This is a genomic window from Kitasatospora sp. HPM-01-4 (genome assembly GCF_051374625.1).
Taxonomy (GTDB): domain Bacteria; phylum Actinomycetota; class Actinomycetes; order Streptomycetales; family Streptomycetaceae; genus Kitasatospora.
Genome location: NZ_JBPQGP010000005.1, coordinates 7,363,818 through 7,385,662, shown reverse-complemented (window position 1 = coordinate 7,385,662; position 21,845 = coordinate 7,363,818). Strand labels below are relative to the sequence as shown.

The 21,845-nt window shown below is 73.5% G+C and carries 22 protein-coding genes; 11 read left to right on the top strand and 11 right to left on the bottom strand.

Annotated elements, in window-relative coordinates; all coding sequences use genetic code 11:
* Positions 1-415 precede the first annotated feature (415 nt).
* Positions 416-1,363 carry a formylglycine-generating enzyme family protein gene (locus ACSMTC_RS32255; protein WP_436563264.1) on the top strand — a complete coding sequence of 316 codons (948 nt, stop codon included), beginning with the start codon at positions 416-418 and terminating at the stop codon, positions 1,361-1,363.
* Positions 1,364-1,510: 147 nt separating this feature from the next.
* Positions 1,511-2,041 carry an NTPase gene (locus ACSMTC_RS32250; protein WP_436563263.1) on the top strand — a complete coding sequence of 177 codons (531 nt, stop codon included), beginning with the start codon at positions 1,511-1,513 and terminating at the stop codon, positions 2,039-2,041.
* Between the two features lie 123 nt (positions 2,042-2,164).
* Here ACSMTC_RS32250 and ACSMTC_RS32245 read toward each other — a convergent pair whose 3' ends face one another.
* Positions 2,165-3,121 carry an adenosine kinase gene (locus ACSMTC_RS32245; protein WP_436563262.1) on the bottom strand — a complete coding sequence of 319 codons (957 nt, stop codon included), beginning with the start codon at positions 3,119-3,121 and terminating at the stop codon, positions 2,165-2,167.
* Between the two features lie 269 nt (positions 3,122-3,390).
* On the opposite strand from ACSMTC_RS32245, the gene ACSMTC_RS32240 reads away from it, so the two are divergent.
* Positions 3,391-4,146, top strand: a complete 756-nt coding sequence (locus ACSMTC_RS32240) for a Mut7-C RNAse domain-containing protein (RefSeq protein WP_436563261.1) — start codon at positions 3,391-3,393, stop codon at positions 4,144-4,146.
* Between the two features lie 104 nt (positions 4,147-4,250).
* Here ACSMTC_RS32240 and ACSMTC_RS32235 read toward each other — a convergent pair whose 3' ends face one another.
* Both ACSMTC_RS32235 and ACSMTC_RS32230 read right to left on the bottom strand, forming a co-directional pair.
* The gene (locus ACSMTC_RS32235) at positions 4,251-4,679 is read right to left on the bottom strand and encodes a CBS domain-containing protein (protein ID WP_436563260.1); all 429 of its coding nucleotides are present in this window, start codon (positions 4,677-4,679) and stop codon (positions 4,251-4,253) included.
* Positions 4,680-4,760: 81 nt separating this feature from the next.
* Complete coding sequence (locus tag ACSMTC_RS32230; protein WP_436563259.1) at positions 4,761-5,828, bottom strand: SPFH domain-containing protein; 1,068 nt, start codon at positions 5,826-5,828, stop codon at positions 4,761-4,763.
* A 114-nt stretch (positions 5,829-5,942) separates the two neighbouring features.
* Between ACSMTC_RS32230 and ACSMTC_RS32225 the strand changes: the two genes are divergently transcribed.
* Entirely contained in the window at positions 5,943-6,698 is a 756-nt protein-coding gene (locus tag ACSMTC_RS32225) for a uracil-DNA glycosylase (RefSeq protein WP_436563258.1), read from the top strand.
* A 61-nt stretch (positions 6,699-6,759) separates the two neighbouring features.
* On the opposite strand, the gene ACSMTC_RS32220 is transcribed toward ACSMTC_RS32225, so the two are convergent.
* On the bottom strand, positions 6,760-7,599 hold the full coding sequence (locus ACSMTC_RS32220; protein ID WP_436563257.1) for a CHAD domain-containing protein: 840 nt from the start codon (positions 7,597-7,599) through the stop codon (positions 6,760-6,762).
* Positions 7,600-7,800: 201 nt separating this feature from the next.
* Positions 7,801-8,658 carry a hypothetical protein gene (locus tag ACSMTC_RS32215; RefSeq protein ID WP_436563256.1) on the bottom strand — a complete coding sequence of 286 codons (858 nt, stop codon included), beginning with the start codon at positions 8,656-8,658 and terminating at the stop codon, positions 7,801-7,803.
* 330 nt (positions 8,659-8,988) lie between these two features.
* On the opposite strand from ACSMTC_RS32215, the gene ACSMTC_RS32210 reads away from it, so the two are divergent.
* The 3 genes from ACSMTC_RS32210 to aspS all read left to right on the top strand — a co-directional run bounded on the left by ACSMTC_RS32210 (position 8,989) and on the right by aspS (position 12,318).
* On the top strand, positions 8,989-9,624 hold the full coding sequence (locus tag ACSMTC_RS32210; RefSeq protein WP_436563255.1) for a hypothetical protein: 636 nt from the start codon (positions 8,989-8,991) through the stop codon (positions 9,622-9,624).
* Positions 9,625-9,835: 211 nt separating this feature from the next.
* On the top strand, positions 9,836-10,654 hold the full coding sequence (locus tag ACSMTC_RS32205; RefSeq protein ID WP_436563254.1) for a DsbA family protein: 819 nt from the start codon (positions 9,836-9,838) through the stop codon (positions 10,652-10,654).
* A 389-nt stretch (positions 10,655-11,043) separates the two neighbouring features.
* Positions 11,044-12,318 (top strand): aspartate--tRNA(Asn) ligase, encoded by a 1,275-nt coding sequence (gene aspS / locus ACSMTC_RS32200; protein WP_436563253.1) that lies wholly within the window; start codon positions 11,044-11,046, stop codon positions 12,316-12,318.
* Between the two features lie 53 nt (positions 12,319-12,371).
* Here aspS and ACSMTC_RS32195 read toward each other — a convergent pair whose 3' ends face one another.
* Positions 12,372-12,857: a GNAT family N-acetyltransferase gene (locus ACSMTC_RS32195; protein WP_436563252.1), complete on the bottom strand. Its 486-nt coding sequence runs from the start codon at positions 12,855-12,857 to the stop codon at positions 12,372-12,374.
* Between the two features lie 44 nt (positions 12,858-12,901).
* The gene (locus ACSMTC_RS32190) at positions 12,902-13,333 is read right to left on the bottom strand and encodes an ankyrin repeat domain-containing protein (RefSeq protein ID WP_436563251.1); all 432 of its coding nucleotides are present in this window, start codon (positions 13,331-13,333) and stop codon (positions 12,902-12,904) included.
* 310 nt (positions 13,334-13,643) lie between these two features.
* Between ACSMTC_RS32190 and ACSMTC_RS32185 the strand changes: the two genes are divergently transcribed.
* The 3 genes from ACSMTC_RS32185 (at position 13,644) to ACSMTC_RS32175 (ending at position 16,183) form a co-directional block, all read left to right on the top strand.
* Positions 13,644-13,838: a hypothetical protein gene (locus ACSMTC_RS32185; RefSeq protein ID WP_436563250.1), complete on the top strand. Its 195-nt coding sequence runs from the start codon at positions 13,644-13,646 to the stop codon at positions 13,836-13,838.
* 91 nt (positions 13,839-13,929) lie between these two features.
* Positions 13,930-15,561: a P-loop NTPase family protein gene (locus ACSMTC_RS32180; RefSeq protein WP_436563249.1), complete on the top strand. Its 1,632-nt coding sequence runs from the start codon at positions 13,930-13,932 to the stop codon at positions 15,559-15,561.
* Positions 15,562-15,808: 247 nt separating this feature from the next.
* On the top strand, positions 15,809-16,183 hold the full coding sequence (locus ACSMTC_RS32175; protein ID WP_436563248.1) for an RNA polymerase-binding protein RbpA: 375 nt from the start codon (positions 15,809-15,811) through the stop codon (positions 16,181-16,183).
* A gap of 200 nt (positions 16,184-16,383) precedes the next feature.
* Here ACSMTC_RS32175 and fxsA read toward each other — a convergent pair whose 3' ends face one another.
* The 4 genes from fxsA to ACSMTC_RS32155 all read right to left on the bottom strand — a co-directional run bounded on the left by fxsA (position 16,384) and on the right by ACSMTC_RS32155 (position 21,093).
* A complete protein-coding gene (fxsA, locus tag ACSMTC_RS32170) occupies positions 16,384-16,953 on the bottom strand; it encodes an FxsA family membrane protein (RefSeq protein WP_436563247.1) in 570 nt (189 codons plus the stop codon).
* A 49-nt stretch (positions 16,954-17,002) separates the two neighbouring features.
* On the bottom strand, positions 17,003-18,772 hold the full coding sequence (gene lnt / locus ACSMTC_RS32165) for an apolipoprotein N-acyltransferase (RefSeq protein ID WP_436563246.1): 1,770 nt from the start codon (positions 18,770-18,772) through the stop codon (positions 17,003-17,005).
* Between the two features lie 236 nt (positions 18,773-19,008).
* Positions 19,009-20,622: an amidohydrolase gene (locus ACSMTC_RS32160; RefSeq protein ID WP_436563245.1), complete on the bottom strand. Its 1,614-nt coding sequence runs from the start codon at positions 20,620-20,622 to the stop codon at positions 19,009-19,011.
* Positions 20,623-20,652: 30 nt separating this feature from the next.
* The gene (locus ACSMTC_RS32155; RefSeq protein ID WP_436563244.1) at positions 20,653-21,093 is read right to left on the bottom strand and encodes an Lrp/AsnC family transcriptional regulator; all 441 of its coding nucleotides are present in this window, start codon (positions 21,091-21,093) and stop codon (positions 20,653-20,655) included.
* A 307-nt stretch (positions 21,094-21,400) separates the two neighbouring features.
* Here ACSMTC_RS32155 and ACSMTC_RS32150 point away from each other — a divergent pair, with 307 nt between their 5' ends.
* Positions 21,401-21,832: a hypothetical protein gene (locus tag ACSMTC_RS32150; protein WP_436563243.1), complete on the top strand. Its 432-nt coding sequence runs from the start codon at positions 21,401-21,403 to the stop codon at positions 21,830-21,832.
* Positions 21,833-21,845 lie beyond the last annotated feature (13 nt).

The following is a 21,845-nucleotide window of genomic DNA, read 5'->3' as shown; positions in this document are numbered from 1 at the left end:
ACCGGCGGCCGCTGCTCAACGACTCACCCGGGCGGTCGAGTTGGGAAATGTCACTTGACCGGCGGCATGGTTGAGGGTGATCACGGACGGCCTGATCCGGTTCCGACGAGTACCGCCGCGACTCCGCAGCCGCCGACCCGGTACGGGCGTACCCGTCAGAGCCCGCCGCGGGCAGCACCGGATCGTCCGGGCCGCGTCGGTGCGCCGACCGGCGGCGTAGCACCCGTGTCCGATGTGCGGTGGACCGGATTCCAGCGTATGGGCCTGAGGAGGTGTCGGCAACGGCTGGCCTCACCCGGACCGGCGCGCCCGGGTTGCGGCGCGCGTCCGGGGGCGGCAGACCGGTGGGTGAACCGGCAGTCGGCTCCCCGGCGGGAGGTGACGGCCCGAGACCCGGAGAAGGGCGGAGCGCGCCATGACATCCGACACCCCTGCCTGCTGCACGCCGGGCCGCGGCGGCGACCCGCCCCGGCCGCTCCCCGCGTCCACGGCGGGTGCGCCCGGTGCCCGCACCCGGCAGGAGACGGTCCGGCTGGACGGCGGCTGGTTCACCATGGGCAGCGAGGACGCGTCGGCCTACCCGCAGGACGGTGAGGGGCCGGTACGGCGGGTCCGCGTCGACCCGTTCGCCATCGCGGCGCGGTGTGTGACCAACGCGCAGTTCCGCTCCTTCGCCGATGCCACCGGGCACGTCAGTGACGCCGAGCGGTACGGGGCCTCCTTCGTCTTCGGCGGGCTGCTGCCCGACGACTTCCCGCCCACCAGGGCGGTGGCGGCCGCACCGTGGTGGCGGGAGGTCCCCGGAGCCGACTGGCGCCACCCCGAGGGCCCGCAGTCCCACCTGGCGCGGCGTGAGGACCACCCGGTGGTGCACGTCTCCTGGAACGACGCCGCCGCGTACTGCGCGTGGGCCGGCCTGCGGCTGCCCACCGAGGCCGAGTGGGAGTACGCCGCGCGCGGCGGACTGGACGGCGAGCCCTTCCCCTGGGGCGGGGACCTGCGGCCGGGCGGCCGGCACCGGATGAACGTCTGGAACGGCGAGTTCCCCACCCTCAACACCCTGGCGGACGGCTACCTCGGCACCTGCCCGGTGGACGCGTTCCCGCCGAACGGCTACGGCCTGTACAACATGACCGGGAACGTCTGGGAGTGGACCGCCGACTGGTTCCACCCCACCTGGCACGCGAGCGGCCCCCGGGCGAACCCGGCCGGCCCGCCCACCGGCACCGCCCGGGCCCTGCGCGGCGGTTCCTACCTGTGCCACGCCTCCTACTGCCGTCGCTACCGGGTCAGTGCCAGGATGCCCAACACCCCGGAGACCTCCACCGGCAACATCGGCTTCCGCTGCGCGGCGCGGGCCTGAACCGCGCTCCGGTGCGGCCCCCTCGCCGCCGTGGCCCCGCGGTGCGAACCTGGGACGAGAAGGTCCGCACCGCCGGCCGGGACGGGCCGGCCGCGCTGTGGCGTGTGGCCGAGGGGCTCACGGCGGACCGTAGATGCGGAGCCCGAGATGCCGATGAGGATCCTGCTGGAAGGGCGCCCCGGCGTCGGCAAGACGACCGTGCTGCGCCGCCTCGCCGCGCTGCTCGGTCCCCGTGGTGCCGTCGGCTTCACCACCGAGGAGATCCGGCAGGGCGGCACCCGGGTCGGTTTCACGCTGGAGACGCTGACGGGCGAGCGAGAGGTGCTCGCTCACGTCGACTTCCCCGGGCCGCCGCGGGTCGGGCGCTACGGCGTCGACACGGACGTCATGGAACGGCTCGCCGTACCGTGTCTGGAGCAGGCGTCGAAGGCCCGCTCTCCCCGGCCGCTCGTACTCGTCGACGAGCTCGGCCGGATGGAGCTGAGCAGCGTCGCGTTCCGGGACGCCGTACGGGCCCTGTTCGAAGCCGACGCCGATGTGGTGGCCACCGTCCACGCGCACCACGACCCGTTCACCGACGCCCTCAGGCGACGTGCCGACGTCGAGCTCATCCAGGTGACCCCGGCGAACCGGGAACGCCTCGCGCAGGAGCTGGCGGCAGTCCTCTCCGACCGGTGAGAGCGGCCCCGGTCGCGGCGGAGCGCGGGCACGGCCGTTCGGCGGCTACGACGGCCGGGGCCGCCTCCGCCGGTGCGGGGCCCGCCGCTTCCCCGCCGAGGACGACGTCGTGGCCGCCGCCCGCTATACGGGCTCCCCGACCGGCTCGGTGCCACCGGACCGACCGGCCACCGGTTCCGACTCCAACTCGGCTGCCCGGGCGAGGAGTTCGCTCCGACTGATGACATCGGTCCGGGTCCCCGGCACGGCGCAGGCGAAGGCTCCGGCGATCGCTCCGTACCGGCCGCAGCGCCGCAGCGGCTCCCCGGCCAGCCAGCCGAACAGGAAGCCCGAGGCGAAGGCGTCGCCGGCGCCGTTGGAGTCCACCACCGGCGCGGGCGGCGTCACGGCCGGTACATGCGTCAGTTCGCCGTCGGCCAGCAGGAACGCGCCTTCGGCTCCGGCGGTCGCCACCACCACCCGGGCCCGGCCCCGCTCGGCGATCCGCCGCATGGTCCGCTCCGGGTCCGCCAGGGCGGTGGTGGACACGAAGACCAGGTCGGCCTGGTAGGCGAAGGGCTCGTGGTAGGCGTTGTCGCCGTCCCAGTTGTGCAGGTCGGTCGAGATGGTCACCCCCGCCTCGCGCAGCACCGGGAGGGCGTGGGCACAGGGGTGGGTGATGGAGACGTGGGCGTGCCGGCTCACCGAGGCCAGCGCCCGGACCGTCGCCTCGGGCAGCCGGTCCGCCGGCTGCGAGCGGCTGTCGTCGTACAGCGACAGCCGGCGCCCGTCGGGACCGACGAGGTTCACCGCGCGCCTGGTGCCGCCGGGCAGGGGGACCTCGGTGAGCGCGATGCCCCGGTCGCGGTGCAGCGCCCGGACCAGCTCACCCTGGGGATCGTCGCCGATCATGTCGAGATGGTGCGTGCGCAGCCCGAGCGCGCTCACACCCAGGGCCACGAAGTCCCCGGTCTGGCCCGCCCGCATCTCGATCCCGGGCACCATGTGGCTGTCGGCGAACGGAACCGGCAGCTCGGGTACGTACACGACCGTGTCGACGCCGGCCCCTCCCAGGACGAGGACGTCGGTCTCGGTGCTCATCGGTGCTCCTCTCCGGCCCTGATCGGACCGGCCCATCCCGTCGGACCAACCGTCAACTGCGGTTGATGACAGGTGAGTCAAGCAGCCGAACCGATGACTGGCAAGAATTTGCAGAATCATTCCGCAACTCTTTGCGGAAAGGGCTCAGGGGAGAGCCGCCCGTCCCCGCCGACGCCGTGGGGCCGGGTGCCGGGCACAGCCCGCCCGCGAGCTGCGGCCCGGCGGGAAAACGCTGGCAGCGGCCGGTGGTCCGCTGGCATGCTGGCCGCGTGGACAGACCGGAGATCTGGCTCAGTTTCGCTCCTGAGCTGCACGTGTTCCTCGCCGCCGCGCAACGGGCGGGGCGATCGGCGGTACGCACCGACGGCGCCTCGACCCTCGGGCACGTCGTGGAGTCGCTCGGGGTCCCCCTCACCGAGGTCGGCGCGCTGCTCGCGGACGGCCGGCCGGTGCGCGCCTCGCACGTCCCCAGGGGCGGGCAGGAGATCTCGGTACGGGCCGTGGCCAGGCCGCAGCAGCTCGCGGGCCCGGCCCGGTACCTGCTCGACGTCCACCTCGGGACACTCGCCAGGCGGCTGCGGCTGCTCGGCATCGACGCCGCCTACGAGAATCCCGACATCGGTGACGCGGCGCTGGCCGCGCGGTCCGCCGCGGAGCAGCGGGTACTGCTCTCGCGCGACCGGGGCCTGCTGAGGCGGCGCGAGATCTGGGCCGGCGCGTACATCTACAGCCACCGCCCCGCCGACCAACTGCGGGACGTGCTCTCCCGGTTCGCCCCCACGCTCGCGCCCTGGACCAGGTGCACCGCCTGCAACGGAACGCTCCGAACGGCTGCCAAGGAGTCGGTGTACGGACAGCTGAAGGACGGCACCGAGCGCTCCTACGACACGTTCGCGCAGTGCACCGACTGCGGACAGGCGTACTGGCGGGGTGCGCACCACGCCCGGCTGAACGCGATCGTCGACGAGGCCCTGAACGAGTTCGGCGCACCGCCCCCGCCGCGGCCCACCACGGCCCTGAGCTGACCCGGCCCCGCAGGCACCACCACCCGGACCGGGCCGGGCAGGCGGGACGGAGCGGTCGCCGTCCCCGGCTCCTCCTGCCGCCCCGCCCCGTCAGGCCATTCCCCTCACACCTTCTCCCCGCACACCGCCGTGACGAACTCGGCCACCCGCTCCTGCGGCAGGCCACGGGCGATGTCGGCCTCACTGATCATGCCGACCAGCTTGTGCTCGGGGTGGTTGATCACCGGTAGCCGGCGGATCCGGTGTTCCTCCATGACCTCCAGCACCTGTTCGACGTCCTCGTCCGCCTCCACCACCAGCGGCCGCCCCAGGGCGAGTTGACCCGCGGTGGTGCGCTCCGGGTCCAGGCCGTCGGCGACGCACCTCAGCACGATGTCCCGGTCGGTGATGATGCCCAGCAGCTTCTGGTTCTCCCCGCAGATCGGCAGTGCGCCGACATCGCGTTCCTTCATGATCCGGGCCGCCTCGGCGAGGGTCTCGTGCTCCCGGACGCACTCGGCACCGGAGTGCATGATGTCTTTTGCGGTGGTCATTGTCCGGCCTCCTGCCGTGAGTGCAGAGCCCTGTTACTCCATCGTGGTCCGGGCCCCCTGACGCCGCCACCGGGGTCGGTCCTACTTCGCCGCCCGCTCCTCGCCGGCCTGCCCCGGATCGGCGGACGGCACCGAGCCGTCGGGTCCGGCGGGCCCCTCGGAGGGTTCGACGGCTTCGGCGGACAGCCGGTCGAGGGAGACGGCCTCGGGCGAGACGGCCTCGGGCGAGACGGCCTCAGGCGGTGGGGAGTCCGCGAGCACCTCGTCCAGCGAAGGCAGTTCCAGCTGTTCCACCTCGCGCGCCGTGGGCGGCGGCGCCGGCAGCTCGGGCCCGGCGGCCGCCGCGCCACCGCCCTTCTTCTCCTCCCCGCCCCCTGTCGAGGTCCTGTCCCTGATCCTGCTCGCGTTGTCCAGGAAACGCAGCAGTTCCACCGGGAAGGGCAGGACCAGCGTCGAGTTCTTCTCCGCCGCGACCTCCACCACCGTCTGCAGCAGCCGCAGTTCCAGCGCGGCCGGTGCCTCGCTCATGATCGTGGCCGCCTCGGACAACCGTGTCGAGGCCTGGTACTCGCCGTCCGCCGTGATGATCCGCGCCCGCCGCTCGCGCTCGGCCTCCGCCTGCCGGGCGATCGAGCGCTTCATCGACTCCGGCAGGGCGACGTCCTTGATCTCCACCCGGTCGATGTGGATGCCCCAGCCCAGCGCCGGACTGTCCAGCATCAGCTCCAGACCCTGGTTGATCGGCTCGCGGTTGGCCAGCAGGTCGTCCAGCTCGCTCTTGCCGATGATCGAACGCAGTGAGGTCTGCGCGACCTGGGAGATCGCGAACTTGTAGTCCTGCACATTGACCGCGGCCCGAACCGGGTCCTCCACGTTGAAGTAGACGACGGCGTCCACCCGCACCGTGACGTTGTCCCGGGTGATGCCCTCCTGCGCCGGGATCGGCATGGTGACGATCTGCACGTTCACCTTGGTCATCCGGTCCGCCACCGGCATCAGCATCACCAGGCCCGGCTGCCTGATGTGCTGTCGCACCCGGCCGAACCGGAACACCACGCCGCGCTGGAACTGCTGCACCACCCGGATGCTGAGCCCCGCCCACACACCCAGCACACCGGCCGCAGCCAGTATCGCGTCAACGATGAGCATCGCCGTCACCTCGGCCTACCCGATTTAGCGCTGACCCGTACCACGCTACTCCGCCCGGGCCCGGGGCGATCACCGCAGCCCGCAGCGCCCCGCGCTCCGCATAGGATTCGCCGCATGACCGCCGCCGCGCTCCCGCCGTCACGGCATCCGGCCGACTCCGTGCACTCCCTCGCCGAGCTGGACGAAGCGGTCACCCACTGCCGGGCCTGCCCGCGGCTGGTCGGCTGGCGCGAGGAGGCGGCCCGGGTCAAGCGCCGCGCTTACCAGGACTGGGAGTACTGGGGCCGCCCGGTCCCCGGCTTCGGCCCGCGTGACGCCGCCCTCGTCCTGGTCGGCCTCGCCCCGGCCGCCCACGGCGGCAACCGGACCGGCCGGATCTTCACCGGCGACCCCTCCGGAGACCTGCTCTACGCCGCCCTGTACGACATCGGCCTGGCCTCCCAGCCGACCTCCGTCAGCCGCGACGACGGCCTGGAGCTCTACGGCGTCCGGATCACCGACCCGGTCCGCTGCGCACCGCCCGACAACAAGCCGTCCGTCACCGAACGGGACACCTGCGGGCCTTGGCTGGCCCGCGAGTTGGCCTTCATGCGGCCGACGATACGATCCGTGGTCGCCCTCGGCGGCTTCGCCTGGCAGTCGCTGCTGCCCGCGCTGTCCGCCGCCGGCTGGGAGGTGCCCCGGCCTCGCCCGGTGTTCGGCCACGGCGCCCGCGTACTGCTCCCGGCCACCGACGGCGGCCCGTCCGTGGAGCTCTTCGGCTGCTACCACGTGAGCCCGCGCAACACCAACACCGGCCGCCTGACCACCGCCATGCTGCGCCGGCTCCTCGCGGACGCCGCGCACGCCGCCGGTCTGCGGACCCGCTAGCGGATCGGCGCGGGCACGGAGGCGACAGCGGCGGACGGCCGTCCAGGCCGCCGAGCCGCTCCTACTCGAACCCCGGCGGCTTCCGCGCCTGGCGCCACACCTCCGGCAACCGCTCCAGCGCCCGTTCGGCCACGGCCAGTTGCCCGCCGTACAACACCCCGTACCCGAACCCCTGCCCCGCCCCGGCCCCTGAGGCCAGCTCCCGCAGGGCGGCCCGCGCCACCACGCTGTCCTGGTGCTCCCCCAGCACCTCCTGCAGCGCCTTCATCCGTGCCGTGAACCGCTCCCCCTGGCCACCGGCCGTCTCCCCCGCGTACCTGGCCCACTTCGCGGCCTTCCGCGCCTCGTGCAGCGCCAGGTCGGTCTCCTCCCCGGGGGCCGCCTGCCGGGCCGCCTCGAGCCTGGACGCGGTCCGGCGCTGCTCCCGCCTCGCCACCTCCCCGATGGTGGGCAGCCCGGCGGCAGGCGGCCCCGCCGCCAACTCCCGCAGCGCATCGAGCAGCGCGGCGTAACGGGGGCTGTCGAGAGCGGCCGGCACCGCGGGCCAGGCGCGCCGGTACCTCTCCCGCCACCAGCTCTCAAGCGCCGCCACCAGGGCCTCGGGCCCGCACTCGGCGGGAAGTCCGCGGGCCTGGGCGATCAGCAGTTCACCGAGCACCTCGGTGTCCCTGGCCTGCCCGAGGCAGCCGGCGAGCCAGCGCAGTTCGTCTCCGGTGCCGGCGAGCGGACGGCCGTACGGGCGCAGTGCGGCGCGCAGCCGGCGACTGGCGACCCTCATCCGGTGCACCGCGTCCGGCGCGTCGGCCCGGACCTCCGGTTCCAGGCCGGCCAGGACCTCGGCCTGCTCGGCGATCCGGGCCTGCAGCAGGGGCCCCGCCGTCCGAACTGCCGTGTGCGGCATGCGCTCCGCCTTCTCCCGGGCTGCCAGCTCCTGCTGGGCTTCCAGGTTAAGACCGACCGTCGCCTCGGCTCGCGGGCAGCGACTTCAGCGTGCACCGGCCGCCACAGCCGGTGGCCCTCGCCCACCGGCGCGGCCGCACGCGACGGGGTCCCGGCCCGAAGACCGGGACCCCGTCGCGTGCGGGTGCGCCAGATGCCGGGGCTACGGCCGCAGCTGCACCGCCAGCGAGAGCGTGTAGCCGACGAGTGCGCCGAAGAAGGCCACGGCGGTGGCGTGCCGGGCGGTGAACGGCAGGGCGGCGAGCGACGGATAGAGCAGTACGGCGATCGCGGCGGCGCCGTCGGCGACGTACAGCCCGGTCGGCGGGACCACGTCGGTGGTGCGCGCGGCCCAGCCGGAGGCCACCAGGAAGCCGGTGAGCAGCACGAAACCGGAGAGCAGGCCCGCGCCGATGCTGGAGAGCGCGGGGTGCGGCGAGTCCTCCTCTCCGCCCGGGGACGGTTCGGGACGCAGGCGCTGGGCGACGGCGAGGCTGCCGAGCGCGACGGTGGCGGCCGCGGCGGCGCCGATGATCGGGATGGGGTTCAACTGCGGCTCCGGATGACGGGGAACGAGTGTCCGATGGCGGCCAGCGCGGCCGGGAGCAGGACGGTGACCAGGACGACCGCCGTCCACACCACCGGATCGAGGTGCGGTGCGGCCGCCGGTGGGGGTGGCGGTGGCGGCACGGCCACGGCGGAGGTCACCACCGGTGACGGTGTCGGCAGAACGCTGTGGACGGGGCTCGGTTCCGCCCTGGGTGGCGCGGAGGGCTTCTTCGCGTGCGGTACGGCCGCCGCCGAGCTCCTGGCGGCCGTCGGGGCGGGCGTGGGCGAGGGATGCGGCCGCACCGGACTCGGCGACACGGACGGCGAAGGCACCGGGGAGGGCGTCGGCGACGGTGGCGGCGGTGTTGTCGGTGTCGGTGTCGGTGTCGGTGTCGGTGTCGGTGTCGGCATCGGTGTCGGCGGTGGCGAGGGATGCGGAGGGTGCGGGCACGGCGGCTCGGGCGTCGGGCATACGAGCAGGGGCGGCCACGGGATGTCAGGTGGCCATGGGATGTAGGGCGGCCACGGAATGTCGGGCGGACAGTCGGGAGGATCGTCCATCGGCCGATTGTCCATCCGGCCGCAGCGGCCCGGCAGCGGATCACCCGTCCGCTGCCGCACGGTCGCCCTCGTGAGTGATCGCATCCGAACTCATCTGCGAACCAAGGGGCTTGACCTGCAAAGAACGTTCGACCGCACCCCTCTCCCACCGGGCCGGCCGTCACCGTCGAACTCCGGACCCCGCACCCTCCCGAACCGTCTTCGTGCGAAGCGACACCCCCGTGACATACTCCGAAGCACCATGACTGACGGCCAGGCGACCAGGGCTCTGCGAGCGGCGGTGTTCACCGCGCTCGCCGTTCCGCTGTCCGCACTCGGCCAAGTCATGATCACCGGACAGCCGTTGCCGCTCAGCCTGGTGGCGGTCGCAACGGCGGCCGTCTTCCTGGTCGCACTGCCCGCCTGCGGCGGCGAGCGGCGCTTCCTGCACATCTCGGCGGTCCTGGTACCGGTCGAACTGCTGCTGAACACCGCCTTCAACCTCGGCCAGGACGCCTGCTCCGCGCCCTCGCGCGGGGTCGACCTGCTGGTCTGCGGCGGGAGTTCGGTCAAGGAGTCCTTCCTCACCGCGAGCGCCCCGGGCACGGCCCAGGCGCTGGTACTGATGGTGCACGTGCTGCTCGCCTTCGCCGCCGCGCTCTGGCTCCGGCTCGGCGAGGCGGCGCTGCACGATCTGGCCGAGGCCAAACGCGCGCTCGGCGAACTGCTCACCACCCGGCTGCAAGCGCTGCTGGCGTCCGCGCCGCTGCCGAACTGCCCGGCCTCGCTCGCACCGGGCCCCGGAGCCGAGAACTCCCGCCCCCGCCGCGCGGATGTGGTGCTCACCCCCGCGCCCCGGCGCGGCCCGCCGGCCCCGGTGTTCGCCCTCACCAGCTGACGGCGTCCGCCACCCGGATCCCGCCGGGACCGCGGCCCACCCGGGCCGCCGTCCCCGACTCACCCGGCGCGCGCCAAAACTGACAGTCCGTCAGCTTCCTTCCTCACCCACCCCATCGGGCAGGCCCGTCAGGCCACACCCGCGACACCGGTCCGGCGCCCCGCCCGATCGGCACCGCGCCCTGCCCCGCTCCCAGGAGTCGACGATCACCATGAGCACCCAGCAGCCCCACCGGCCCACCCCCCGCGAGCGCCTGCGCGAGGCCCAGCTGCGCGAGGCCCGCACCGCCACCGTCCGCCGCCGGGCCATAGTCGCCGGCTCGGCCGTCGGCGTCCTCGCCCTGGCCGCCGCCGCGACCGCCCTCATCCTCACCGCCTCGAGCGACGGCGGCAGCCACGCCACCGCCTCCGACACCGCCTCGGCCTCCGCCGCGGTGACCACCCCGGCCAACACCTCGGGCCAGAACGGCACCGTGATCGTCTACGGCAAGGCCGACGCCCCGCACACTCTCCAGGTGTTCGAGGACTTCCGCTGCCCGGTCTGCAGGATCTTCGAGGGCTCTGCGGGCAAGGCCGTCCAGCAGCTGGCCGACGACGGCACGTACAAGATCGAGTACCACCTGGCGGCCTTCCTCGACGACAACCTCGGCGGGCAGGGCTCCAAGACCGCGCTGGCCGCCGTCGGCGCGGCCCTCAACGAGGGCGGCCCCGAGAAGTTCAAGCAGTTCCACGACGTGCTGTACGCCAACCAGCCCGAGGAGAAGGTGGACGGCTTCGGCGACGTGAACCACATCCTCGAACTGGCCGACAAGGTTCCGGGCCTGAAGACCGACGCGTTCACCAAGGCCGTCACCGAGGGCACCTACCGCCCCTGGGCGGTCAAGGTCGCCACCGCCTTCAACAACAGCGGGGTGACCGGCACCCCGACGGTCAGGCTCGACGGCAAGCCGCTGGAGCTCTTCGACTCCCAGGGCGCCCCGATCACCGGCGAGCAGTTCACCGCCGTGGTCCGCCAGACCGTCGGGGGCTGAGGCGACGGCCCTCCGGGAGCCCGGCTCCGCCCTGCCGGCGCCCGAACGGTCCCGGCACGGCCGCCCGCCCGCCGTACGGCTGACGTCCGGATGAACCCTGTTGCGGTCCACGGACGTCAGCCGTAGCCTCTCCGGCAACACGTTGAGGGAGACGAGTACCTCCGGGATCCACGTGAGCACAGAGAGCCGCCGGCAGCTGGGAAGGCGGCCTCACGTCCCGGCGGGAAGACACTCCTGAGTGCGAGGAGGAAATGCCTCGCCGGCCGGCCCCCGTCACCGGGCCGCGATGAGGCCGCGGCCCCGGCGGCGGCGCAAGTGCGGTGGCACCGCGAGTTCCCCTTCTCGCCCGCACTCCGAAGGGATCATGACGACGCCCCTGGAGGGCAGCGATGATCCACCGAACCACCCGCGTACTGGCCGCCGAACTCCCCGGCCACGTGGGCGAAACCGTCGAGATCTCCGGCTGGCTGCACCGCCGCCGGGGACTGAAGTCCGTGACCTTCCTGGTGATCCGGGACCGCTCCGGGCTGGCCCAGGTGGTGGCCGGAACCGGCGTGGACTTCCCCGAGGAGACCGTGCTCCGCATCCGGGCCACGGTCACCGCCAACTCCCAGGCCCCCGGCGGTGTGGAGCTCACCGCACCCGAGATCACCCTACTGTCCGGCCTCGCCGCCCCGCCGCCGGTCAGCCTGTTCCGGCCGGTGGTCCCGGCCGCCCTGCCGGTGATCCTGGACACCGCTCCCGTCACCCTGCGGCATCCGAGGCTGGCCGCCGTCCACCGGATCTCCGCCGCCTCGGTGGCCGGCTTCCGGGCGGCCCTCGACGGCCTCGGGTTCACCGAGATCCAGACTCCCAAGGTGGTCTCCTCGGCCACCGAGTCCGGCGCGAACGTCTTCAGGCTGGACTGGTTCGGCAGCACGGCGTATCTGGCGCAGTCCCCGCAGTTCTTCAAGCAGACCATGGTCGGTGTCTTCGAGCGGGTCTACGAGACCGGCCCGGTGTTCCGCGCCGAGCCGCACGACACCGCCCGCCACCTCGCCCAGTACACCAGCCTGGACGCCGAGTTGGGCTTCATCACCGACCACCGCGACGTGATGGCCGTGGTGCGCGAGGCGGTTGCCGGGATGACCGCCTCGGTCGCCGAACGCGCCTCCGAGGCGGTGGAGTCGCTGCCGGTGAAGCTGCCCGAGGTACCCGCCGAGATCCCCAGCGTCCACTTCGCGGAGGCGATGCGGATGCTGGGCGCGGACGAACCGGACCTCGCGCCCGCCCACGAACGCCGGCTCAGCGAGTGGGCACTGCGGGAGCACGGCAGCGAGTTCCTCTTCGTGGTCGGCTACCCGATGGCGAAGCGCCCGTTCTACACCCACCCGGACCCGGCCAGACCGGCCTACTCCAACAGCTTCGACCTGCTCTTCCGCGGCCTGGAACTGGTCACCGGCGGCCAGCGGCTGCACCGCCACGAGGACTACCTGGCCGCCCTGGCGGCACGCGGCGAACCCGCCGAGCCGTACGAGAGCTACCTCCAGGCCTTCGCCCACGGGATGCCCCCGCACGGCGGCTTCGCCCTCGGCCTCGAACGCTGGACGGCCCGGCTCACCGGGGCCGACAACGTGCGGCGCGCCACGCTCTTCCCGCGCGACCTGCACCGCCTGACACCCTGATCACGGAGGTGCGGGCCCGGACGCCCCCGGGCCCGCACCTCCATGACGGAGCGTCAGACCTCGGCGCCCACAAGCGACTTGCCCATGCAGATGCTCTGCGGATGGTCCTTGTAGACACCGAACTTGGTGATCGTCTCGTACCCCTCGGAGGCGTACAGCGCCAGCGCCTCGGGCTGCTCGGTGCCGCTCTCCAGGATCAGCCGGGTGCGGCCGGCCTCGACGGCGGCCCGCTCCAGGTGGCGCAGCACCGCGCGGGCCAGGCCCCGGCCGCGGGCGGACGGCGCGACGTACATCCGCTTGAGTTCCGCGTCGCCGCGGCACACCCCGGCGCCGTCCTCCTCCTTGGCCCGCCAGCCGCCGCAGGCGACCGGCTCCCCGTCGAGGTAGCCGACCACGAAGATCCCGGCCGGCGGCTCGAAGTGGTCCGGGTGCATGACGGTCACGTCCACGTCGCCGTAGCGGCGGACGTACTCCTGCTGGACCTCTTCGGACAGCCGTACGGCGTCAGGGTGGCCGTAACCGGTGGCGCGTATCTCCATGACCGGCAAGCCTACGTCGCCGCCGCCCCGGCTCGGGCCCGGGGTCAGCGGCCCTCGAAGCGGGCCACCAGCTCGTCCTTGCCGAACATCCGGGCGGTGTCCACGGCGGACGGAGCGCCGGCCCGCGGGTCGGCGCCGCCGGCCAGCAGTGCGGCGATCACCTTCTCCTCGCCCTTGAACACGGCCCCGGCCAGCGGGCTCTGGCCCCGGTCGTTGATCCGGTTCGGGTCGCCGCCGTGGGCCAGCAGGGTCTCGACGGTCTCCGCGTGGCCGTGGTAGGCGGCGAGCATGATCAGGGTGTCGCCCCGGTCGTTGGTGAGGTCGGCGGGGGCGCCGGCATCCAGGTATCCGGCGAGCAGCGCCGTGTCGCCGGTACGGGCGGCGTCGAACAGCCTGCGCGCGAGCTCGATCACCTCGTCGTCCGGCGCCTGGCCGGCCTGCGGGTCCTGCGGAGTCTGCGAAGCGGAGTCGGTCATGACGTCCCTTTCGGATCCGGTGCAGTGTCGTACGGCACCGTAGCGGATGGCACGCCAGAGCGGATGTAACGCATCCGTTCGAGTGGATTTTTCCTGGCGGATGCGCGCGGGGCCGGGCGCGCTGGGGACCCGAGAGAGCGGAGTTCCCTGCCTGAGCAGCGGGTCGGTCGTATACATCCGATGCTCACCCGAGCGCCAACAACACCCGTTTGCCTCGTTCCATCATCTATTACTTTTTGTCACGATTAGTTCGCTTTCGGTAACGCCCTTCGCGCCGTCCCCTGTCCCCCCTCACCGAGGAGCAGAGCACGTGATCCTCTCGATTTCCGGCATCGTCCTGTTCGGCACCATCGCATTCCTCTTCTTCCGGCGGGATGGCCTCAAGATCTCGCACGCCCTGGTCTGCGCCCTCTTCGGCTTCTACATCGCGGGTTCCTCGATCGCCCCGAGCATCACGGCGGGCGGCGCGAGTCTGGCCAGCCTGCTGAGCGGCATCAAGTTCTGACCGGCCCCGAGTCACGGCCCGGGCGCGGATCCCACCGCCCCGGGCCTTTCTGCCACCGTCCCGCTTGTCCCATCCGCCCGGGGAGTCAGGAATGTCCCTCACCCGCCATTTCAACCGAGGCCGCGATCTCGCCCGCTCGGCAGGCGACTTCGCCTCCGACATGTTCGCCCCGCTGACCGTGATCGGGCGCGGACTGCGCGCCCACGCCGACTGGGCCAGGGGCCGGTGGGCGGCCACCCCGAAGGACCACCGGGGCCCCACCCTCTTCCTGTCCGCGGCGATCCTCACCGGGATCTACCTGCTGCCGCACGGCCCGCTGGTCGCCCTGATCGCCCTGATGGCCAGTGCCGCCTGGGTCGGCCGCGCCCCCAGGGCCGCCCCCGCCGCACCCCGGCCGGACGTCGCAGACGTCAAGCTGACCGCCCTGTACGCCGCGCTCACCCCCTACCTGGGCGGACTGGACGAGCCCTGCCCGCTCTACAGCCTGGGCGGACACTACAGGTCGGCCTTCAGCGCCTGGGAGTTCGACGCCGAGGGCCGCCTCACCGACCTCGACCTGGCCTATCCGGCCTACTTCACCGACACCGAGCCGACCGCCCGGGCCAGGATCGAGCAGGTGATCCAGGGCAAGGCCGGCCGGGCCAGGGAGTACCGCTTCGACTGGGACGAGGAGTCCAACCGGCTGCGGGTCACCACCCTCGCCCCGCTGCCCACCGACATCGCCGCCCAGCCCTTCGTCACCACACCCGGCGAGATCGTGCTCGGCTTCACGGACGAACTCGGCAGCCACCGCACCATCCCGGTGCACCGGGGCGGCGGCACCTCCCAGCAGCCGCCGGTGATCTGGCGGACCGGCCCCCGCTCCGCCGAGCCGCACCTGCTGGCCCTCGGCACGGCCGGCCAGGGGACCTCCACGCTGATCCGCTCGATCGCGCTCCAGGCACTGCCGTACGGCGACCTGATGCTGATCGACGGCGCGGGCACCGGCGAGCACGCCTGCCTGGTGAACCGCCCCGGCGTGCACACCGTGGAGACCAGCCTGCACGGCGCGCTGGCCGCGCTGGAGTGGGCCGCCGGGGAGACCGAGCGCCGGATCGCCGCCCTCAACACCGCCCGCCACCACGGCGTCACCCCTCCCGAGGACGTCACCCGCCCGCTCTGGCTGCTGCTCGACCACCCCACCGAGCTGAGCGAACTCGCGCACGCGGAGGGCCGCCTCGACCCGCAGGACCTGCTGGAGGTCCCGCTGCGGCAGGGCCGGGCCGCCCGGGTGACGGTGGTGATCGCCGACGACCTCCAGGCGCGGGACCGGCTCTCCGCCACCGTGTGGGCCACCACCAGGGCCCGCGTGGTGCTGGGCCCGGCCGGCGCCGACCTGGCCCAGCTGGCGCTGGGCGTCCCCCTGGACATCGCACCCGCCGCGCAGATGCCGCCCGGACGCGGCTACGCCCGGCTCGGCACGGCGGCACCCGTACGGCTCCAGGTCCCGGCCACCGTGGACCCGCTGGACGAGGAGGCACCGGCCGGGCTGCGGGACGCGGTGATCGCCCTGCTGCCGCACCGGGACACCGGGGCCGGGGCGGCGTCCCCCGAGGCGCCCGCGACGGCTCCCGCACAGACACCCGCACCGGCGGAGGCGGCCGTGGACGGGGGCCCGGTCGCGGGATCGGTGGTCGAGCTGACGAAGGACGCCGCTTCGGTGCGCCCGCGGCCGGTCTGGTGAACGGAGCCGGATAAACTTGAGCGGCCGCCACCGGGGTGAATTGCTAGCACTGTGCACAATTAGTGACACTCTGGGTGACATTCGAGTCCAGATGTGACAAATCGGGCGGAGATGGGTACAAACAGGGGCGGCACGACAGGCGACGCATGTCCCGGGACGGGAATCTTCGTCGGCGGCCGAGCGTTGACCGAACGACGATGACAGCGACCACTAGTCCTGTGGGCCATAAGCCCGGGAGGCACGATTCATGAGCGAGCGAGCTCTCCGCGGCACGCGACTCGGGGCCACTAGCTACGAGACCGACCGTGGAATCGATCTGGCTCCCCGCCAGACCGTTGAGTACGCATGTCAGAACGGACACCGATTCGAGGTGCCTTTCTCCGTTGAGGCGGAGATTCCCTCGGTGTGGGAATGCCGTTTCTGCGGCCAGGAGGCAGTCCTGCTCGACGGAGACGAGCCGGAGGAGAAGAAGACCAAGCCGACGCGCACCCATTGGGACATGCTGATGGAGCGTCGCACGCGGGAGGAGCTGGAGGAGGTGCTGGCCGAGCGGCTGGCAGTGCTCCGCTCCGGTGGGATGAACCTGGCGGTCCACCCGCGCGACACCCGCAAGAGCGCGTGATCACATCCTCCGCCTCGGCGGAGGACTTCGAAGGGGCCCCGGGCAGCTGCCCGGGGCCCCTTCGGTTTGCGCTCCTGCTCCGGTCGGCGCTCGACCGCGGCCGGCACTCCGGCACGGTCCGCGCCCCGTGACACGCGGTCAGCCGGGCGAGCGCCTCGACGGCGCCCGCCCGGTCACCCGGGAGGTTCCGAGCCCGGTGGTCAGCCGGCGATCGGGGGACGGTAGTCGGTGTCCGGTCCGGTGGGGCCGGCCGGCGGATCGACGACCTCGCCCTGAATGACCTTGCCGTCCGGGCGGTGGATGCGCAGCTGCTCCTGGATCCGCATGGCGTCCGCGAAGCGGTCGGCACCGGGCCGGGCGGTGGAGCGCAGTGCCGTCCTGGTGAACCGGCGCCCGAGCGTCCGCCAGAGCGCCCTGGTCGGCGGGAGGAGCAGGGTGAGCCCGATCAGGTCGGACAGGAAGCCCGGCAGGATCAGCAGCAGGCCGGCCAGCACGGTCAGGCTGGTGCCGGTCTGCGGCTGCTGCGACTGCGGGTCGCGGCTCTGCTCGAAGGCCGCCGAGAGGGCCTTCAGACCGGCCCGCTTGATCAGCGAGCCGCCCAGGAAGACCCCGGCGACCAGCAGGAGCACCACGGTGAGCCCGCCGACCGCGCCCGCGACGACGGTCAGCAGCCAGATCTCCAGTACCAGCCAGGCGGCGATCAGCAACGGCAGCACCCGCCGCAGACGACTGCGCGGGGCCGGATGGACCTGGGTATCTTGCTGGGTCACGGTACGAATCACTCCAACGCGGCGCTCTCCGCGCAGATCGGCGACAGGCCTAGGGGGTGACGGCGGCCGCGGCTGCCGCTCCCATCTCGCTCAACGGTTCGGCCTCGGCCGGTGTTCCGGCCCCGTCCCCGCCCTTGCGGCGGCGCCTGATCCCGCCAGCCGCCGCCGCGGCGCAGGCCAGCAGGCCGGCGACGGACAGCGCCCACTCGGGTGCGGCACCGACCCGGTCGGCCACCGTCTTCCCATCGAGCAGCGGCACCGTGGCGCTGAGTTCGGCCGGGGTGAGCTCCTGGGTGCGGCTGACCACCGAGCCGTCCGGGGCGATGATCGCGCTGATCCCGCTGGTCGCGGCGATCAGCACCGCCCGGCCGTGCTCGACCGCGCGCAGCCGGGACATCGCCAGCTGCTGCTCGGGCTGCCCGCTCCTGGCGTAGGTGGCGTTGTTGGTCTGGACCACGATCACCCGGCCACCGTCGTTCACGGTGTCGCGGACGATCTCGTCGTACGCCACCTCGAAGCAGATCACGTCGCCGATCCGGGCCGGACCCAGCTGCATCACACCGTCGTGGGTGCCCGGGTAGAAGTCACGGGCCACCCGCTGCAGGCGGGTGATCATCTTGGAGAGCTCGGCGCGGAAGGGCACGTACTCGCCGAACGGCACCGGGTGCTGCTTGGTGTAGAACTCGCCGGGGCCGCTCCTCGGGTCCCAGACGATGCCCTCGTTCTGGACGTGCTGGCTGTCCGGGCCGTCCACCAGGGCGCCGACCAGGGTGGGCACGCCGACGGCCTTCACGGCCCGGTCGATCCGGTCGTACGCCTCCGGGACCGCGAACGGGTTGAGGTCGGAGGAGTTCTCCGGCCAGATCACCACGTCCGGGCGCTCGGCCTTGCCGGCCGCCACGTCGGCGGCGAACCGCTCGGTGGCCGAGGCGTGGTTGTCGAGCACCATCATCGGGCGGCCGAGGAAGTCCATGCCCGGCCGCGGCACATTGCCCTGGATGACGGCCACCTTGACGGTGTCGGCGGCCCGGGCGCCGTTGGGCACCGGGACCAGGTACCCGGCGAGCACCACCACGACCGTCCCGGCACCGGCCAGCACCGCGGCTCGGGCGGGGCGGGGGGTCTTCGGAGAGTCGGCGTCGGCGGCCGGAACCTCCTCGGCGCCCCGGTCGTCGGGGGCGGGTGCGGAGGCGGGGGCGGGGGCCGGCTTCAGGCGGACGGCGGCGTAGGCGAGCAGGGCACCCGCGAGGGCGACGGCGAAGGTCACCAGTGGGGCGCCGCCGAGCGCGGCCAGCGGCGTGAAGGGGCTCGCGGTGTTGGCGAAGGCCAGCCGCCCCCACGGGAAGCCGCCCAGCGGCAGCCGGTCGCGGGCCCACTCCTGGGCGACCCAGAGGCAGGCCGCCCACAGCGGCCAGGCACGCAGCCGGGAGGTGGCGGCGAGACCGGCTCCGAGCGCGACGACGAACAGCGCCTCGATCGCCGCCAGCCCGGCCATCGCGTCCGGACCGATCACCCACATCCAGTCGAGCAGCAGGAGGAAGAACGGGTACCCGAAGGCGAACCCCGTCCACGCCCCCTGGCGGGCCGTCCGCCCCCTGGTCAGCAGGGAGAGGCAGGCCACGCCGAGGATGGACAGCGGCCAGAGGTCGTACGGCGGGAAGGCCAGGGCCAGCATCAGCCCGGCGGCGACGGCCAGGGCGGTTCTGGGCAGACCCGCGCGGATCCTTGCCCAGCGGCGCCTCAGCCGTCCCTGGCGCTGCCCGGGCGTCGCCGCCTCCGAGTCCGCCGTCGGCTGCTCCTGCTTCTCGGGCAGTGCCACCTGCGCACCACCTCTCTGGCTGTGCCGTTCGCTCGCGCCGCGAGTGCCGTCTGATCGACCGGCCACTCGTCACCGAGCGCCGTCGGAGAAAGGTACCCCGTACAGGTGGCGGCCTCGCCTCAAGGGTGCCCGAACGACCGGGACTCCCCGCGAGGCCCCGCACCCCGGTCCCACGTGGCCGGCCCGGCGGCTCGGGGCGCCCCCCGATGCCGTACGGCCGGCCACGCGGTGACGGTTCAGCGCTGGTGGACGGTACGGCCGCGGACGACCGTGCGGAGGCAGGCCGGAAGGGGGACGCCCGGGGTGAGGTCGGGGAGGCCCGGGGTGCCGGAGCGGGGATCGGTGGACCAGCCCGCGACGCGGTCGTCGGGAGCCTGGACGACCAGGTCGGTCACCTCCCAGACCGCGTAGCTGGCGACGGCGCCGGGAACGAGCACGCCGTCCTGGTCACGGCCGAGCGCGCGCCAGCCGCCCCGGGTGTGCGCCGTGAACGCCGCACGGACCGAGATCCGGTGCTCGGGGGTCCGGTGGAAGGCCGCCGCCCGGACGGTGCCCCAGGGGTCGAGCGGGGTGACCGGGGCGTCCGAGCCGAAGGCGAGCGGGACCCCGGCGCGCAGCATGGCGGCGAACGGGTTGAGTCCGGCGGCCCGTTCCGCGCCGAGCCGCTGGACGTACATGCCGTCCGGGCCGCCCCAGCAGGCGTCGAAGGCGGGCTGTACGGAGGCGGTCAGGCCGAGCTCGGCGAAGGCGGCGATGGTCCTGTCGTCCAGGGCCTCGGCGTGCTCGACCCGGTGGCGCATCGAGCGGACGCGGGCGATGCCGACCCGGTCGGCCGCCGCCCGGACGCCGTCCAGGACGGCGGTCAGCGCGGCGTCCCCGATCGCGTGGAATCCGGCCTGCAGGCCGGCCTCGGTGCAGGCGGCGACGTGGTCGGCGACCTGCTCGGCCGTGAGGTAGGCGGTGCCGGTGTGCTCGGCGTCGGCGTAGGGGCTGTGCAGGCAGGCGGTGCGCGAGCCGAGTGCGCCGTCCACGAAGAGGTCTCCGCCGGCGCCGACGGCGCCCAGGCGGCGGGCGGTCTCGACGCCGCCGAGTTCGCCCCAGTAGCCGAAGACCTCGGGTCCTTCGCCCTCCGCCGCGAGGGCGAGCAGTGCCGCCAGGTCCTCGGCCGACGAGATCTCGGGCCCGGCGCACTCGTGGAGGGAGCCGATACCCAGCTCGGCGGCCCGGCGCAGGGTGGCGCGCTGGGCGGCGCGGCGCTGGTCCGGCGTCAGGTGGGCGAGGGCGGCCTGCCGTACGGCGTGGTGGGCGTCGCGGGTGAGCGGCGCGGTGGGGTGGTGGCCGGTCAGCCCGGTGAGGCCCTCGGTCAGCTCGCGCAGCGCGCTGCTGGCCACGGCCGAGTGGACGTCGGTGCGGGAGAGGTAGACGGCGGCGCCGTCGGCGGCGGAGTCCAGTTCGGCGAGCGTCGGCGGACGGCCCTCGGGCCAGCCGCTCTCGTCCCAGCCGTGGCCGATGAGGACGCCACCGGAGTGGGCACCGGCCACGGACCGGGCGAAGGCGGAGATCCGCTCCAGTGCCTCGGCGAGCGAGGGGCAGCCGGTGAGGTCGAGACCGGTCAGGGCCAGACCGGTGGAGGTGGCGTGGACGTGGGCGTCCACGAAGGCGGGGGTGACCAGGGCACCGCCCAGCTCCACCACTTCGTCGGCGCTCTCGGCGTAGGCCTGGGCGGCGCCGTCGCTGCCGACCCAGGCGATGTGTTCGCCCTCGACCAGCATCGCGGTGGCGAACGGGTCGGCGGGGCTGTAGACGGCGCCGCCGCGGAGGAGCACGGTCCGGTTGGTGCGTTCGGTCATGGGCCCAAGTCTGCACCCGGCCGAGTGCGGTCAGAGCTTCGGGGGGCGTGCCTCGTACGGGGTGGAGAGCACCACCGTGGTGCGGGTGGAGACCCCCGCGGCGCTGCGGATGCGCGCCAGCAGGTCCTCCAGGTCACCGGGGGCGCCGACCCGCACCTTGAGGATGTAGTTCTCGTCACCCGCGACGCTGTGGCACGCCTCGATCTCGGGCAGCGGGGCCAGCCGCTCCGGGGTGTCGTCGGGCGCGCTCGGGTCGAACGGTTTGACCGAGATGAAGGCGGTCAGCGCCAGGTCGACCGCGTCCGGGTCGATGATCGCCGTGTAGCCGCGGATGACACCGCGCTGTTCGAGCCGGCGCACTCGCTGGTGCACCGCCGAGGTGGACAGGCCGGTGGCCTTGCCCAGGTCCGTGTAGCTCATCCGGCCGTCCTGGAGGAGCAGCTGGACGATGCGCTGATCGAGATCCTCCACAAGGCGCAAACCTACTGCCCCTCGGTCCGGTTTGCCGACCCGGTCCGCGCTCTTCCGTTTTCGGACGGTGCTCGCCGCCGCGCACCGGCGGCCCGGCGCCTCCGGTGTGCGCCACCGCAGTTCGACCGGCGTGCGAGCCCCTGGCGGGCGCGGCGCATGAGCGGGGCATGTGCCGCTGGAATGTGGCGAACGACACATCGCGTGCATCACGGTGCATCGCAGTGCAGGGTTATGACGCTCTGTCGGAGGGAAGTGCTGCTTGTGGCCAGGGCCGACGCGAGCCCGGTCCGATCCGAGGGGGATCAAGATGCCTGCTACTGACCAGCGTCCCCACGTCGTGGAGGATGACGAACGCCTCGACCACGACAGCGACTTCGACGCCGCCGGGTCCGGCTTCCCGGGGGTGGACCCGGGCGACATCGACAGCTGGGAGATCGCCCGGGTGCACTGCCCCGCGTGCGACCGCCCGATCGCCCTGATCGGCGACGAGGAGCGGCTCCCGCAGCACGCCGTACTGCCGACCGCCTGGCACCCCTTCTCCCCCGCCCTCTGCCCCGGCTCCGGTGCGCCCACCGAGGACCTGGCCGAGTGCGACGACCCGACCGCGAACCCGGCCGCTCCCGGCGCGGAGGCGCTGCTGGCCCTGCCGGCCGAACTGGACTGGCGCACCCAGCCGTTCTCGCACGTGGGCGGGCCCGGGGCGGTGCCGGTGCGCCACGGGCGCCTGGTCCGGCGCTGACGCCCGTCCGCTC